This is a genomic window from Streptomyces sp. NBC_01618 (genome assembly GCF_045209435.1).
Taxonomy (GTDB): domain Bacteria; phylum Actinomycetota; class Actinomycetes; order Streptomycetales; family Streptomycetaceae; genus Streptomyces.
In genome coordinates, this window is record NZ_CP109297.1 from 3,147,879 (window position 1) to 3,163,114 (window position 15,236).

The window sequence follows — 15,236 nt, forward strand, 5'->3', positions numbered from 1 at the left end:
ATGCACGCAGATCCGAGCGTAAAGGGCGACACCGACAACCCGCCCCGGGTTGCACGGAACCGATGTGGTTCAGCTCACTGTGGTGTGACCGTGCCGTCCGTCAGCCCGTCGTACATCCCCTGGACCAACTGCCCGCCGAGCCGCCCGGCCAGCCGGAGCGCGTCCTCGAACTCGGCGAGGGCGCGGAACCGTTCTCCGTACTTCCGCTGTTCCGCGAGCGGCAGCCGGGGCAGTTGGAGGCGGCGGGCGTCCAGCCGGGTGGCGGTGGAGGCGTAGCTGCTGGCCTGGCGGTTGTTGGCGGTGCCGCGCAGGAAGCCGGCGAGGAACCAGGGGTCGAGGGCGGCCGGATCGGGGCGCAGCAGCTGGAGGTTGCGGCCCAGCGCGGCGCCCGCGGTGGACTCGTCGATGACGCGGGTGACGGAGCCGCCGCCGAGCACGGGGACGACGACATCGCCCGGTTCGACGAGCACGGGCTCCTCGGGGGGCCCGTCGACGGGGAGGCTTCCCGAAGGGGCGGTGGAGCCGAGGACGTCGTGTTCCGTGAGGACGGGGGCCGGGCCGGTGCCGGAGCCGCCGGTGCGGAGCTGGAGCGCGCCGGCGCGGGCGAGTTCGCCGACGGTGGTGAGCGGCCAGCGGGCCGGCTCGGCGGGGGTCACGGCCGGTGGGGTGAGGGTGCCGGTCAGTCCGAGCGTCTCGGTGAGCCGTTCCCGTACGCGGATCAGCTCGGCCGGCCCGCCCGCGGCGGCCGGGGGCGGCAGATGGCGGGCGGGGGCCAGGTCCACGTCGTCGTCGAGGAGTTCGATGACGGGGACAGCGCTCGCGCCCACCCCCTTGGCCACACCCTCGCGCACGTCCTCGCGTTCGCCCTCGAACCATCGCCAGGCGTCGAGCACGGCGTTGCGCACCGCCTGCCAGTCGACCCGGTCGCGCCCACCGGACGGAACGGTGGCCGCCGGACCCGCCGAGGGGGATTCGACGGGTTCGGCGGTGTCGACGAGGAGCAGTTCGGGCGAGGGGTGCGGGCCACTGCCCGGCTTGCGCAGCACCCAGAGGTGGAGCGGGATGCCGTACGGGGGTGCGGCGCCGGCCGGAAGCGCGATGACGGCGCGCAGGGCGCCGCGGCGCAGCAGATCCGCACGGATCCGGCGACCGGAGCGGCGCGATGCGGCGGCCGGGGGCATCAGGAGTACGGCGGTGCCGCCCTCGCGCAGATGGGCCAGGGCGTGCTGGACCCAGGCGAGTTCGGACTCCGTACGGGCCGGGAACCCGTACTCCCAGCGGGGGTCGTAGGCGAGTTCGTCATGGCCCCAGTTGCGTTCGTTGAACGGCGGGTGGCAGAGCACGGCGTCGGCGGCGAGCTGCGGGAAGGCGTCGGCGCGCAGGGTGTCGCCGGCCCGCGCCGCGAGGGCGCAGCTGTTGTCGGGGTCGGTGTGCAGGGCGAGCCGCAGTGCGGTGAGCGCGGCGAGGTCGGGGTCGGCCTCCTGCGCGTACAGGGCGGTCGGGCGGCCGACGGCGCGCAGCAGGGCGCCGGTGCCTGCGGCGGGGTCGAGGACGGTGCGGGCGGGCTGCTTCCCGGTCTCCACCAGCGCGGCCATGAGCTCGGCGAGTCCGGGCGGCGTGAGGGTGTACTGGCGCGGGTTGGCGTCCAGTTGGCGGCCGAGCAGGAACTCGAAGGTCTCCCGGACCCCGGTCTCCGCGGCGAGCTCCGCGGCGCCCCGGAGCAGCGGAATGGACGGCAGCAGTTCGGCGCGGCCGGGAGTGTGAACAGCCCGTCCGGCTACCGCGGCGGGCCCGAAACGATCGGCGAGCAGGTCGTTGAGGGCGAGGGACAGCACACCGGCCATCGCCTCGTCCGACACAGCGGCAATCTCCCGCCAGGCGTTGGGGCTGTTCCGCCGGAGCAGCAGGGCGCAGCCCGTGTGGACCAGAGCGGGGACCGCGCCGGCCGGGTGTCCGGCGAGTTGCTGCCAGACCCGTTCACGGAGCGGGACCTCGGCGAGTTTCCCCTGGTCACGCAGCCACTGCTCGACCTCGGGCAGGGCGAAGGACGGGCTGGTCTCGGTACCGCCGACGGGCTTGGGGAAGTCGGCGTGGCGGCGACGCCAGTTGCTGACGGCGGCCCGCCCCACGCCCGCGAGCCGGGCGATCCCGGCCGCGGTCACCTCTGTCGAGTTCTCCGGCACTGACTGTCTCCCTGGTCCTGGCACTGACTGGGTCCTGGCACTGGCTGGTCCCGGCACGGCTGTCCTGGTAGTGGCTGTCCTGGCAGTGGCCTTCGTGCGGTGTTGGCGAGCATACCGATCCTGGTTTCGCACCGCCGATTCACAGCGTGCATCAACCCCTCCAGCGTGAACGATGTTGACTCGGTTCACAAGCTCTGCTGTTATTGACCCATCGCTTCAGGAGCGATGCACGGAACCGCTCACCACCCATCTCTGCATTCGCCGGAGGGCACAGCCATGTCCCAGTTCACGCAGCCGCCGCAGTCCCCGCAGCCCCAGCAGCCGCACGCTCCCGCCCAGATGCCGGGCGCGCGCCCGGCCCGTAACGGACTGGGCGTCTCCGCGCTCATCCTGGGTGTCATCGGCGCCGTGTCAGGGCTGATCCCGTTCTTCTTCTGGCTGGCGGGCATTCTCGGCGTCATCGCCCTGATCCTGGGTCTGGTGGGCCGGGGCCGGGCCAAGCGCGGCGAGGCCACCAACAAGGGCATGGCCACCTTCGGCGCCGTCCTCGGCCTGGTCTCGCTGATCCTCGCGGTGGTGGGCGCGGTGATCATCTTCAAGGCGGTGGACGACGCGGTGAACGACCTCAACAAGGCGGTGTCGGACACCACGGCCTCCGCGAAGCCGAAGCCCGGCGGCGACGGTTCCGCCAAGGACGGCGGATCCGACAAGAAGGGCGGCGCCGACAAGAAGGACACCGGAAAGGCGTTGGAGGCCGGCGACTCGGCCGTGTACGACGACGATCTGACGGTCACGGTCGGCGACGCCACCTCGTACACCCCGGACGCGTACGCCGCCGGGCACACCAAGGGCAAGAAGGCCTACCGGGTCGCCGTCGTCATCGAGAACGCGGGCAAGGAGAAGTTCGACTCCGCGCTCGTCAGCGTCTCGGCCCGGGCCGGCCAGGACGGCGTGGACGCCGAGCAGATCTTCGACAACAAGGTCGGCGCGGGCTTCTCCGGCACGGTCCTGCCGGGCAAGAAGATCACGGTCCAGTTCGCCTTCGACGCCCCCGCGGACGCCAAGAACCTGACGGTCGAGGTCAACCCCGGGTTTACGTACGACGCCACCCAGTGGGACCTGAAGCTCTGACTCTCCCTCCCGACCGGAGCCGACCACCATGCGCCCACTCGCCCGCACCGCGGCAGCCGCTCTCTGCACCATGACGGCCCTCGCCCTCACAGCGGCCTGCGGCACACTCTTCGACGACGAGCGGACCGCCGCTCCCTATGCACGGCTGACCGGCCCCGAGGTCGTCAACAAGGCCCTCGCGTCGACCCGGAGCGCCAAGTCGGTGCGCATGGCGGTGGAGACGACCTCCGCCGAGGGCCCGGTCAGTGCGTTCGTCGCCACGGACGTCAGGGGCGCGTGCACGGTCACGCTCTCCATGGGCACGGCAGGCACCCTGGAGCTGGTGCGGACGGAAGGCACGGTCTACACCCGGTCCGACGCCGCGATGCTGAAAGAGACCGCCGCTCAGGACGGCTCGCGCAAGACCACCGCCGCCGACGTCGAGAAGCTCACCGGCCGCTGGGTGAAGGCCCCCACGGGCGACCCGCACGCAAAGCTGGCCGAGCGCTACTGCGACCGGGAGACGTTCCTCGGCCTCGTCGCCCCGAAGAGCGGAACCGCCCGCAAGGGAAAAACGACGACACCCGGCCCCGACTCCAGCTCCGACGTCCCCACCCTGACCGTCAACGGCAGGACGGACGAGGGGACATGGACGGCAAGCATCGCCTCCGAGGGCAGGCCCTACCTGCAGAGAATGCGCCTGCCGGACGGCGCCGGCAGCCACGGCCGCCCCCTCACCGTCGAGTTCTCCGGGTTCAACCAGCCGTTCTCGGTGAAGAAACCGAAGATCTCACCTTCTTGACCGGCCCGGCACCACGGAACCCGCCCCCCCACCCGGGCGGGTTCCGTCAGCGCGTTCACAGCATCCGGAACACCGCGTCTGCCAGCTCGGGCCGTTGGGCGAGGGTGGTGATGGTCAGCTCCATCCCGCTCACGCCAGTCACCGAGCGCCCGGCCGGAGCTCACGCCCCGGGCACCCACGCGCTGCGGAGTTCATCCCCCGCACTGCTCCAGCATGGCCTGCTTGTCAGCGGCGGTGACCGGCTCGCCGCCCGAGCCGAGGACGAGGCCAACAAACGGCAGAAGAAGGGTAATAGTGCACGATCGGAATGAGCCTCCTTCGCCAGGACAGAATGTGACGTCAGCGTCCGGGTGGCCAGGCGGGGTGGCACGAGCCGTCGTACAGCAGGGCAACCCCCCTTTGACGAGTCACCGCCCCGCGTTCAAGCGGGAATATTCGTGCGCGCGCGTACGGCGCCCGGTGCTAGTTTTCGGGCATGGCAATTTTCAGCAATTTTCTCTGACGGGGTTCGTCAGCAGACGCGGTGCGCCATTGGCCCAGTGGCCCGACGCCGGTTGCGTCTGCGCATCGTCACGTCGCTTGTCCGCCGCATGCGGACGAGCCGCTGTGTCCTGAACTCCAAGCCGAGAAATGAACCGTGCTCGCCGATTGGTTTCGCGAACACTCCACCCCCCTGACCACGCTTGATCCACAGCAGCCCCTCGATGACCTCGAAGGGCTCCGGGAAATCGTCGGCGACGCCAGGGTTGTCGCGATCGGAGAGGGCGCCCACTTCGTCGAAGAGTTCTCGCTCGCACGCCAGCGGGTGCTGCGCTTTCTCGCTGAGCGCTGCGGGTTCACCGTCTTCGCGATGGAGTTCGGCTTCAGCGAAGCCTTCCCGCTCGACCAGTGGCTGCAGGGCAAGGGGGACGACGGCGACCTGGCGAAGGTGAGCCGGGCCGCCGCCGGGTGGGGCGCCGCAGCCCTCATGAACTGGCTGCGCCACCACAACCGCACCAGCGCCCACCCGTGCGCTTCGTCGGCATCGACGTCCCAGAAGCCGGCGGGGCACTACGGCCCGCCCTTGAGCCGGTGGCCGACTACCTACGCAACGTCGACCCCGACGCACTCCGCCTCGTCGATACGGTCCTGGAGGTCAGCGACCGGTTCCTCAAGGGCTGCGGATCCGGCGCTGCGGCCGGGCCTGCATGGGCCGGCCTTCAGTCCGCCGAGCAGAACGAACTGACCGCCACACTGGCGCGGCTGTTGCTGCGGCTGCGCGCCGCCGAACCGCTCTACGTCTCCCGCAGCAGCCAAAGCCGCTTCGACATCGCCCAGCGCAGGGTGGAAGCGGCCTGCCACACCGACTACATGTTCCAGGCGATGAACGCTCTGCTGTCCGGCCGGGGCCTGGCCGCGGACCTGTCGGTGCGCGAGATCTACATGGCCGAATCCGTACGCTGGCACCTGAACCACGCCGAACCGGGGACCCGGATCGCCCTCGCCGCACACAACAACCACATCCACAAGACAGCGTTCACTTTGGAGTTCGCCGGCGGACTCACCACACTCCCGATGGGCCAGCACCTTCAGCGGATGCTCGGCCAGGACTACCGCACCGTGGCCCTCGTCCACACCGCGGACCATGTGCCGGAGATGTACCCCGACCAGAGCGCCGCGGTCGGGTTCACCCTCGCCGACTCCCCCCTTCAGCCTGCCGAACCCGGCAGCGTCGAGGCCGCCCTCACCGACGCCGGACTCGCCGACCGGATCACCTTGACCGACCTGCGCCACACACCGCGCGACGCCCAGGGAGCACCACTGCTCAACGGGATCCGGTTCCAGAGCTCCCATCTGAGCACCCCGGTCCCCGAGGCGTTTGACGCCGTATTCGCCGTCCCAACGGTCACCCGGGACCACACCGTGCACTTCTGACCGTTCCGAACCCAGGCAGGCGGGGTCTCCGTCCGGGCAGCCCCGCCTGCCTGCGGCCGAGTGCGGCGGGCTCGGTGTCACCCATACCGGATGCGGATTCGCACTCGCGAGCGCTGGAACCGGCGGGCCGCCAGCCGGTCAACGCCACGGGGCTCAGCCAACGCGCCACCTCTGTCCTGCTTACTGAATAGTGCACGGGTGAAATAAGCCCCCTTCACCAGTAGTCAAACACATCAAGCGCGCCTGCATGGAGGCCAAGCGCGACGAGGGCGGCAACGCCTACCGCTGGCGAGTACACAGCCGAGCGTTCAAGGGCGAAGAGGACGCAGAAGGCGTCGAGGCGACATGGACCGTCTGCGAGCCCGTCGTTCGTGCAATCCGGGTGCTCGAACAGCTCCAGCCCGCTAGCCAGAACTACCTCATGGGTGCCCTCCTCCACGGACCGGGCCAGCCGAAGAGGGCCGGTGTTGATCGAGCCGTCGGCGTCGACGCCACCCTGCGCAACGAACGACTCCAAGAGGCGCTGGAGGAGGCGTCGAACGTCACGAGCATCAACAGCAGGGCCCCACGTCGTTGAACAAGAAGCCACAAGATCCTGTCTGGGAGGAGCAGGCCGAGCTGAACAGACTCACGAGCGCGTCTGCAGGGGGTTCAGGAACTCGGATGGTCGGCCCGGAGTCATGAGATGGGGAAAGTCGGATGCGTTCACCGGGGCCAAGGCGAGGAATCTGGTTGTGCGGTGGCACCGAGGATGCGGAGAAGGCTGATACGGAGGGCGTCTTGTGCGGCCAAGGCAGACAGGCGGTCGGCGTCCTGCTCCTCGCTCGCGGCATGGCCAAGCCTGATGGTGGCCGCGACCAGCCAGTCGACGGGGAGCCGGTCGTCGAACTCTCCGGTCTGCCGACCGCGTTGGATCACCCGCCTGATCCGGTCGGCGACGGGCGTGTGCCGGTCGTGGTCGGCCTCCGGGCTGACGGGGTGGGCGCTGATCAGCTGCAGCAGTACGGGGTAACGCCGAGTAACCTGTGCGCCGGCGTCGAGCAGGCACATCAGGGCGTCCGCGGCGGGGCCGGTGTCGAGGTCGGCGGCGTCCATGGCGGCGACGGCCTCCTCGGTGATCCGGTCGACCACGGCCAGCAGCAACTGCTCCCGTGAAGGGAAGTGGGCGTAGACGGTCGGGCGGGTCACACCCGCGGCGCCGGCGATCGCCTCCAGGCTGGCGCCGGGTTCGGCGTTGAGGACCTGGGTTGCGGCATCCAGGATGGCGGCTCTGCTGCGGCGGGCGTCAGCACGGCGGTTTCGGGCGGAGGAGGACATCATCTTTTACATGTTGCCAAATTTATCGGAGACTGCATATCTTACGGTGTGTAAAAGATCGTGCGTGAGCACCGGACCGGCGGGAGTGACATGCGTCTACTCGGCAACACCGACCCCAAGCAGTTCATCGCCGACTTCTTCACCTCTTTCACCGAGGACTTGCTGCAGACGGACGAGGATGCGGCGCTGATCGTCGATCGTTATCACACCCAGGACATCGTCGAAATCGCCGACGGACACCGGATGGACCGGGACAAGCTCATCGCGCACGCCCGCCCGGTCCGCAAGAACCGGCCCACCATTCGCATGGACGTGCACGAGGCGGTCGCCGACGGTGACCGCCTCGCCGCCCGCTACACCCTGCACTCCTCCCAGCGCGGCAAAGACCTCGCCATCGAGGTCTACTTCTTCGGCCGGTTCGCCCCCGATGGGCGTATGCGTCAGGCGCACATGACCACCCGCACTGTTCCAGTGGAAGGCAGCGACGAGCGGGAAGAGGCGGCGTCGTGACCGAGAGCACGTACACCGTCACGGGCATGGCCTGCGGGCACTGCGCGAAGTCGGTCACCGAGGAGCTTGAGCGCATCGCCGGTGTTACCACCGTGACAGTGGACGTCGACGGCGGCACGGTTGTGGTGACCAGCGACAGGGATTTGAAAACCGCCGACGTACGTGCCGCGGTCGAGGACGCAGGCTACGAGCTCACGACCGAGGGCACATGAATCCGCGCTGACGGCGCGGCTGTCCCCGCACTTCGGATGCCTGCGCGGCATGTCGCCCGCGGCACGCACTCCTATAACTCCGGATGGGTACCGAAGCGCGCGCGGTCGGCCAGGGTAAAAGCTGCGCCCGATTGGGCAGGTCAAGTCGATGCTGACCGATCGGGCTGCACCACCCCGGCAGCCGGACGAGGGCGGCGGAGAAGCCGTTCGACGGGCTTAGGTTGCCACCTTCGGCTGGGGCGACTCCGTCACCCCCTGACGAGGTTGGACAACGAGCTGGCGGACGATCTACTCCGCAGACTGCCGCCCTCGACCAGCGTGAGTACTCCAAACAGCGGCCATACCAGCCCTTTGACCTGCTACTTCAAGTTGGCGGAGGCTCAATGACTCTGGCGAGATGTGATAGGAAGCGGCCTCGCCGTCGGAGCCGCCTGATCGCCGAGATCGACCACGAGGACACCCGCCGATGACCGACTCCACGGACGAAACCCTCCGAGCCGTCCGCACCGCCTTCGCACGCCTGACCCGGGAGAACCCCGGCCTGACCGACATCGACCACAAGATCATGCGCGCCTTCGAGCAGCTCATGCTCGGCCGGCCCGAGATCACCGACGGCAGGACCTCGGCGGTGAACATCTGCGCCGAGGCCGGTATCTCCCGGGCCTCGTACTACCGCTCACCGGTCTCGGCGGCGATCAAGGAAGTCCTCGGCGCCCCACAGGCCAAGCGGCCCGAGGCCGACGAACTCAGGCAGGAGATCGCCCGGCTCAAGAAGACTGTGCAGGAGCTCCGCATCGAGAAGGCCGCCGAGATCCGGGAGCTGCGATCGACCGTCGCGGCGTACGCGAACCAGATCCAGATCCTCACGCTCAGGAACGCCGAGCTGGAAGCGGACGCCCACCGGCTGCAAGCCCAACTCGTCGAGGAACAGCACGGAGTGGTGAAGCAGCTCCGGAATTCCCCGACATCCGCCGGGTCGCGGTCGGTTCAGTCGTGATTCATCAGACCGTCCCGGCCGTGCCTTGCTGCCGCTGGAGGTAGAGCCTCAAGGCATCGACACCGTCCTCCACGAAGCTCCATCGCTGCCTCGCCTCCAGGAACTCTTGAGGAGTGAGCCATTCATGCCAGGCGATCTCCGATGGGTCGACAACGACCTCTCCCTCGATAACCACTTCATGGAGCCCCAGCCAATAGGGACTGATAGCCCCCCGGCACAGGTACTTGAAGACGAACTGCGGTGAGGCACTGACACCCAGCTCCTCGGTGAGCTCCCGCGCAGCCGCCTCCTCGTAGGACTCGCCGACGTCCACGGCCCCGCCCACGAGCCAGTTGTACTGGCCGGGGAACCGGGACACGGTCTGTGGCCGTCGATGCACCAGGATCCTGCCGTCGGGGCGGCGACAGACGGTCGTCGCAACGCGGTGCAGCCACCCACTCCGGATGGCCTCGCCACGCTCGACAACTCTCAGTATTCGATCCTGATCGTCGACCTGCTCCACCAGTTCACCCATGGCGCACACAGTTCCACACAGCTCTGACAGCGCCTGTATGCAGGCCTGCTGGACAGCCCGCCACTCAACCGCCGCACTGCTTGAGCATCGTGCTCTTGTCCGCCGCCGTAACGGAAAGCTCGTACTTCTCCGCTACCTGCGCGAAGCGAACCGCGTACGAGCAGCGGATCGCCTTGCTGGGCGGCAGCCAGGACGCCGGCCCCGAGTCCTGCTTGGCGGAGTTCGCAGGGCCCGAGACCGGCAGAAGATTCAGCACGTCGTTGGCCAGGCGCTGCCGCTTCTGCTTGTCCCAGCGGGCTGCGCCCATCTGCCAGGCGTACGACAGCGGCACCACGTGGTCTATCTGTACCTCGGTGGCCTTCGTTTTCTTCCAGGCGATGTCCTTGCCCGTATACGGGTCGTGCAGCGTCATCGACACGACCACGCACTCCGAGCCGGTGCGGAACTCGACTTCCTGGCCGTTGAGTTTCAGCAAGTCGTTCCGGGTATCGCAGCCGTTCCGGGCCAGCGGCACGCCGTCCGCCGTGTCCATCCAGGCATAGCCGAACTCATCACGGGCGTACCCGGTCTTCGGTCCCCGCCCCTTCGTCGCCACCTTCTCGATGATCTTCCGGCCGGCTGCCCGGTCCGCCTCGGCGGTGAGCGGTGCGAGCCCCGGCTTCGTACCGTCGGCGTTGTCCAGCGGGCTCGCCCCGAACCCGGTGACGGCAGCCTGTCCACCGCCCTGCTGCCCGGTCCCGGAGGCCGCCTGCTCGGGGTCGCAGCCGGCCAGGGCCAGCACAGCCGCCACGCTGAGGGCGGGCAGCATCACTCGGTACGTGCGGGGAGATATCACTCGAAGCCGTCCTGACGGGGAGAAAGTCGAACTCGGGAATCGTACGGATGTCTTCCCCGCTGACAGGCCTTCATGAGTGCGCTTCCGTCAGGATGCGGCCGGAATCACACCGCCCGGCCCGCCCGGCCGCTCACACCTTCCCGATACCCAGCGTCGTTTCGGACGGCAGCAGTCCGGAGCCGATCACCGCCACCCACAGCGGCCCCAGCAACTCGACCAGCCGCTCCCTCTCCTCCTCACCGAGCGCCCGCCACGGGGCGGCAGCCGCCTCATCCGTACGCCGCTCGACTTCGGTGCGCAACGCCCGCCCCGCCTCGGCCGCCGTACCGTCCTCCGTCAGCAGCCCGCGCTTCACGAGCCGCTGACGAGCCGCCTGCCACGGGTTCCCCCGCCGTCATGGCGCGCCACCCGGGCGCGAGTTCTGCGTCGGACTCCACCGGGGCGAGGAGCTGGTGCGGCTGGAGGTCCGTGACAGTGGACCCGGTCGGCCCACGGTCCAGCAGCCCGGCGACGACGCCTGCTCAGGGCGTGGGTTACGCCTCGTGAACGAGCTTGCCGATGACTTCGGCGTCGGCGATCACGTCGTGGGCAAGACCGTGTGGCTGAGCTTCAAGATCCCGGCCGCCTCCACGCTCCCGTCACGTGCTCGGGAGCGAACATGACACTTCGGCACCGACATGTCACGTCGGAAGGACATGTGACGGCGCGGACAGGTCCGGATCGCAAAAGGGGGAGAGGCTGACTCTGCGGTCTCTCCCCCGCCTTGCGTACGGTGCCTCAAGACCCCAGGATCGTCGTGAGGAACTCCCCCGTCCACGCCAGTAGTTCGCGGCCGACGACCGGCTTGCCGCCGATCCTGCCGGCAGTGGGGCGGGGGACCAGGATCTGGTGGACGGCCGGCTTGATGATCGTCTTCGGGTAGAGGCGCTTGAGGCGGAGCTCCTGCGATTCGCGCAGCTCGACCGGGGCGAACCGGATGTTCGAGCCCTGGAGCACGATCTCGCCGACGCCGCAGGCGCGGGCCAGCATGCGCAGGCCCGCGACGAGGAGCAGGTTCTCGACCGGCTCGGGAAGCTTGCCGTAGCGGTCGGTGAGTTCCTCGCGGACCGCCCTGATGTCGTCCTCCGTGTTGGCGGAGGCGATGGCGCGGTACGCCTGGAGGCGCAGCCGCTCGCCGGGGGCGTAGTCGTGGGGGACATGGGCGTCGACCGGGAGCTCGATCTTGACCTCCAGGGGCGGCTCCTCCTCCACACCGCCTTCGAGGGAGGCCCGGTAGTCGGCGACCGCCTCGCCCACCATGCGTACGTACAGGTCGAATCCGACGCCCGCGATGTGGCCGGACTGTTCGCCGCCCAGCAGGTTTCCCGCGCCGCGGATTTCGAGGTCCTTCATCGCCACGTACATGCCCGCGCCCATCTCGGTGTGCTGGGCGATCGTGGCCAGGCGCTCGTGGGCCGTCTCGGTGAGCGGCTTCTCCGGGGGGTAGAGGAAGTAGGCGTAGCCGCGCTCGCGGCCCCGGCCGACCCGGCCACGCAGCTGGTGGAGCTGGGAGAGGCCGAAGTTGTCGCCGCGCTCCACGATCAGGGTGTTGGCGTTGGAGATGTCGATGCCGGACTCGACGATCGTCGTGGAGACCAGGACGTCGAACTTCTTCTCCCAGAAGTCCACCACCACCTGCTCCAGGGCCTGTTCGGACATCTGGCCGTGGGCCGTCGCGATCCTCGCCTCGGGGACGATCTCGCGCAGCCGGGCTGCGGCCCGGTCGATCGACTCGACGCGGTTGTGGATGTAGAACGTCTGGCCCTCGCGGAGCAGTTCGCGGCGGATGGCAGCGCCGATCTGCTTCTCCTCGTACGGTCCGACGAAGGTGAGGACCGGGTGGCGCTCCTCGGGCGGCGTGGTGATCGTCGACATCTCGCGGATGCCGGTGACGGCCATTTCGAGCGTTCGGGGGATGGGCGTCGCGGACATGGTGAGGACGTCCACGTTTGCGCGGAGCTTCTTCAGCTGCTCCTTGTGCTCGACGCCGAAGCGCTGTTCCTCGTCGACGATGACCAGGCCCAGGTCCTTGAACTTCGTCTCGGAGGAGAAGAGGCGGTGGGTGCCGATGACCAGGTCGACGGAGCCCTCGCGGAGCCCTTCGAGGGTCGACTTGGACTCGGATTCGGACTGGAAGCGGCTCAGCGCCCGTACGTTGACCGGGAATTGGGAGTAGCGCTCGGTGAACGTGCCGTGGTGCTGCTGGACGAGGAGGGTCGTGGGGACGAGGACGGCGACCTGCTTGCCGTCCTGGACCGCCTTGAAGGCCGCCCGCACCGCGATCTCCGTCTTGCCGTAGCCGACGTCGCCGCAGATCAGCCGGTCCATCGGGACGGACTTCTCCATGTCCTCCTTGACCTCGGCGATGGTGGTGAGCTGGTCGGGCGTCTCCGCGTACGGGAAGGCGTCCTCCAGTTCGCGCTGCCAGGGGGTGTCGGGGCCGAAGACATGGCCGGGCGCCGCCATCCGCGCCGAGTACAGCTTGATCAGGTCGGCGGCGATCTCCTTGACGGCCTTCTTGGCGCGCGCCTTCGTCTTCGTCCAGTCGGCGCCGCCGAGCCGGTGCAGGGTGGGTGCCTCGCCGCCGACGTACTTGGTGACCTGTTCCAGCTGGTCGGTCGGAATGTAGAGGCGGTCGCCGGGCTGGCCGCGCTTGGCGGGGGCGTACTCGACGAGGAGGTACTCACGGGTGGCGCCCTGCACGGTGCGCTGCACCATCTCGATGTAGCGGCCAACCCCGTGCTGTTCGTGGACGATGTAGTCGCCGGTCTCCAGCGTCAGCGGGTCGATCGTCTTGCGGCGGCGGGCCGGCATCCGGCCCAGGTCCTTGGTGGCGGTGCGCTGGCCGGTGAGGTCCGTCTCGGTCAGCACGGCGAGCTTGAGCGCCGGGTCGACGAAGCCGTGGTCGATCGCGCCGCAGGAGACGTGGACCAGCGACGGGGAGATCTCGGCCAGGTCGGCATCCAGGCGGGCCGCGATGCCCTCGCCGCTCAGCACCTCGACGGTACGGGAGGCGAGCCCCTGGCCCTCGGTGACGTACACCGTGCGCCAGCCGTCGGCGATCCAGCCCTTGGTGTCGGCGAGCGCGCGGGCGGTGTCGCCCCGGTACGACTCCGGGGCGTGCATCGTGAGCTTGAGGGTGTCCTCATCGAGCTCCTCGTCCGCGGCGAACGGGGAGACCGACCACCACATCATCTCCAGCTCGCGGGCCCGGTCCCGGACGTCCGCGATGCCCCACAGCGATGCCGCGCCGACGTCGATCGGGGCCTGGCCTCCCACCCGTCGCCCACCACCGCCCTTGCCGGAGCGGACTTCGTCCGCGCTGGACATCGCGGTCGCCGCCCAGGACGCCTGGAGGAACTCCTGGCTGGTGGCGACCAGGTCGGCGGCCCTCGTACGCACCCGCTCCGGGTCGCAGACCAGCGCCATCGAGCCCTTCGGCAGCACGTCGAGCAGCAGCTCCATGTCGTCGACGAGGACCGGGGCGAGGGACTCCATGCCCTCCACCGCGATCCCCTCGGCGATCTTGCCGAGCAGCTCGCCCAGCTCCGGGTGCTGCTCGGCGAGGGCGGCGGCCCGCTCACGCACCTCGCCGGTCAGCAGCAGCTCCCGGCAGGGCGGCGCCCACAGCCCGTGCTCGGCGATCTCCAGCGACCGCTGGTCGGCGATCTTGAAGTAGCGGATCTCCTCGACGTCGTCGCCCCAGAATTCCACCCGAAGGGGGTGCTCCTCGGTCGGCGGGAAGACGTCCAGGATGCCGCCGCGCACGGCGAACTCGCCGCGCTTCTCCACCAGTTCGACCCGGGAGTACGCGGCTGCCGCGAGCGCGTCGACCGTCTTGCCGAGGTCGGCGCTCTGTCCGATGCGCAGCGCTACGGGTTCCAGGTCGCCGAGCCCCTTGACCTGCGGCTGGAGCACGGAGCGCACCGGTGCGACGACGACCTTGACCGGCCCGGTCTCCGGGTCGTCATTCCTCGGGTGCGCGAGGCGCCGCAGCACGGCGAGGCGGCGGCCCACGGTGTCTGAGCGGGGCGAGAGCCGCTCGTGCGGCAGGGTCTCCCAGGACGGGAACTCGGCGATCGTGTCCGGCGGCAGCAGGGTGCGCAGCGCGGCGGCCAGGTCCTCGGCCTCCCGGCCGGTCGCGGTGACGGCGAGCACGGTCCGGTCGGTCTCGCGGGCCAGCGCGGCCACCGCGAAGGGGCGGGCGGCGGGCGGACCGACGAGGTCGACATGCATCCGGTGGCCGTCGGCAGCGGCCTTCACCGCTTCGGAAAGTGCCGGGTCACGTACGACGACATCCAGCAGGCCGTGCAGGCTCATGAAGGGCTTCCGTCCGGGTAACGAGGGCGAGGTCTGACAGCCGGCTGCTGCCAGGGGGCGACGCGTAGGGGCAACACGAAGGACCCGACACGTCTCACGGGCCGGGGGTTCCAGCGTACGACTCCGCTGTGACAGCCGCGCCCGCAATCCGGCTCAGCGGGTCGGATTGCGGGCGCCACCGGCCCGTGGCCGGACCCGGACACCCCGGCCCGTGGCCGGACCCTGCCGTCGTCGGCCCACGGCCGGACCCGGACACCCCGGCCCACGGCCGGACCCGGACACCCCGGCCCACGGCCGGACCCGGACACCCCGGCCCACGGCCGGACCCGGACACCCCGGCCCACGGCCGGACCCGGACACCCCGGCCCACGGCCGGACCCGGACACCCCGGCCCGTTCCCCGGTCGCACGCGACCGGCCCCGGGGTGTTTGGAGGGACACCCCGGGGCCGGATCAGTCATCCTACGTCGGCGGTCTGGACCAC

The 15,236-nt window shown here is 69.7% G+C and carries 12 protein-coding genes and 3 pseudogenes; 9 read left to right on the forward strand and 6 right to left on the reverse strand.

The window, feature by feature from the left end; genetic code table 11:
• Positions 1 to 74: 74 nt before the first annotated feature.
• Positions 75 to 2,183, reverse strand: coding sequence for an N-6 DNA methylase (locus tag OH735_RS14680; protein WP_406381950.1), 2,109 nt, complete (start codon positions 2,181 to 2,183; stop codon positions 75 to 77).
• A gap of 276 nt (positions 2,184 to 2,459) precedes the next feature.
• Here OH735_RS14680 and OH735_RS14685 point away from each other — a divergent pair, with 276 nt between their 5' ends.
• The 5 genes and pseudogenes from OH735_RS14685 to OH735_RS14705 all read left to right on the forward strand — a co-directional run bounded on the left by OH735_RS14685 (position 2,460) and on the right by OH735_RS14705 (position 6,586).
• Entirely contained in the window at positions 2,460 to 3,314 is an 855-nt protein-coding gene (locus OH735_RS14685; protein WP_406381951.1) for a DUF4190 domain-containing protein, read from the forward strand.
• A 28-nt stretch (positions 3,315 to 3,342) separates the two neighbouring features.
• Positions 3,343 to 4,095 carry a hypothetical protein gene (locus OH735_RS14690; RefSeq protein WP_406381952.1) on the forward strand — a complete coding sequence of 251 codons (753 nt, stop codon included), beginning with the start codon at positions 3,343 to 3,345 and terminating at the stop codon, positions 4,093 to 4,095.
• 110 nt (positions 4,096 to 4,205) lie between these two features.
• Positions 4,206 to 4,406 (forward strand): hypothetical protein, encoded by a 201-nt coding sequence (locus OH735_RS14695; protein ID WP_406381953.1) that lies wholly within the window; start codon positions 4,206 to 4,208, stop codon positions 4,404 to 4,406.
• Between the two features lie 539 nt (positions 4,407 to 4,945).
• Positions 4,946 to 6,009: pseudogene (locus tag OH735_RS14700) on the forward strand (erythromycin esterase family protein).
• 247 nt (positions 6,010 to 6,256) lie between these two features.
• Positions 6,257 to 6,586 (forward strand): hypothetical protein, encoded by a 330-nt coding sequence (locus OH735_RS14705; protein WP_406381955.1) that lies wholly within the window; start codon positions 6,257 to 6,259, stop codon positions 6,584 to 6,586.
• Between the two features lie 128 nt (positions 6,587 to 6,714).
• Here OH735_RS14705 and OH735_RS14710 read toward each other — a convergent pair whose 3' ends face one another.
• Complete coding sequence (locus tag OH735_RS14710; RefSeq protein WP_406381956.1) at positions 6,715 to 7,329, reverse strand: TetR/AcrR family transcriptional regulator; 615 nt, start codon at positions 7,327 to 7,329, stop codon at positions 6,715 to 6,717.
• 87 nt (positions 7,330 to 7,416) lie between these two features.
• On the opposite strand from OH735_RS14710, the gene OH735_RS14715 reads away from it, so the two are divergent.
• The 3 genes from OH735_RS14715 (at position 7,417) to OH735_RS14725 (ending at position 9,045) form a co-directional block, all read left to right on the forward strand.
• Positions 7,417 to 7,836 carry a nuclear transport factor 2 family protein gene (locus tag OH735_RS14715; protein ID WP_406381957.1) on the forward strand — a complete coding sequence of 140 codons (420 nt, stop codon included), beginning with the start codon at positions 7,417 to 7,419 and terminating at the stop codon, positions 7,834 to 7,836.
• Positions 7,833 to 8,048 carry a heavy-metal-associated domain-containing protein gene (locus tag OH735_RS14720; protein WP_406381959.1) on the forward strand — a complete coding sequence of 72 codons (216 nt, stop codon included), beginning with the start codon at positions 7,833 to 7,835 and terminating at the stop codon, positions 8,046 to 8,048. The genes OH735_RS14715 and OH735_RS14720 overlap by 4 nt, the downstream gene beginning before the upstream one ends.
• A 466-nt stretch (positions 8,049 to 8,514) precedes the next feature.
• On the forward strand, positions 8,515 to 9,045 hold the full coding sequence (locus tag OH735_RS14725; RefSeq protein WP_406381960.1) for a hypothetical protein: 531 nt from the start codon (positions 8,515 to 8,517) through the stop codon (positions 9,043 to 9,045).
• Between the two features lie 4 nt (positions 9,046 to 9,049).
• On the opposite strand, the gene OH735_RS14730 is transcribed toward OH735_RS14725, so the two are convergent.
• The 3 genes and pseudogenes from OH735_RS14730 to OH735_RS14740 form a co-directional block, all read right to left on the reverse strand.
• The gene (locus OH735_RS14730; protein ID WP_406381961.1) at positions 9,050 to 9,559 is read right to left on the reverse strand and encodes an NUDIX hydrolase; all 510 of its coding nucleotides are present in this window, start codon (positions 9,557 to 9,559) and stop codon (positions 9,050 to 9,052) included.
• 64 nt (positions 9,560 to 9,623) lie between these two features.
• Positions 9,624 to 10,394 (reverse strand): HNH endonuclease family protein, encoded by a 771-nt coding sequence (locus OH735_RS14735; protein ID WP_406381962.1) that lies wholly within the window; start codon positions 10,392 to 10,394, stop codon positions 9,624 to 9,626.
• A 130-nt stretch (positions 10,395 to 10,524) separates the two neighbouring features.
• Positions 10,525 to 10,773 (reverse strand): annotated as a pseudogene (locus tag OH735_RS14740) (helix-turn-helix domain-containing protein); the annotation flags it as partial.
• A gap of 40 nt (positions 10,774 to 10,813) precedes the next feature.
• Here OH735_RS14740 and OH735_RS14745 point away from each other — a divergent pair.
• Positions 10,814 to 11,056 (forward strand): annotated as a pseudogene (locus tag OH735_RS14745) (ATP-binding protein); the annotation flags it as partial.
• Positions 11,057 to 11,171: 115 nt separating this feature from the next.
• On the opposite strand, the gene mfd reads toward OH735_RS14745, so the two are convergent.
• Positions 11,172 to 14,753 (reverse strand): transcription-repair coupling factor, encoded by a 3,582-nt coding sequence (mfd, locus tag OH735_RS14750; protein ID WP_406381963.1) that lies wholly within the window; start codon positions 14,751 to 14,753, stop codon positions 11,172 to 11,174.
• Between the last annotated feature and the right edge of the window lie 483 nt (positions 14,754 to 15,236).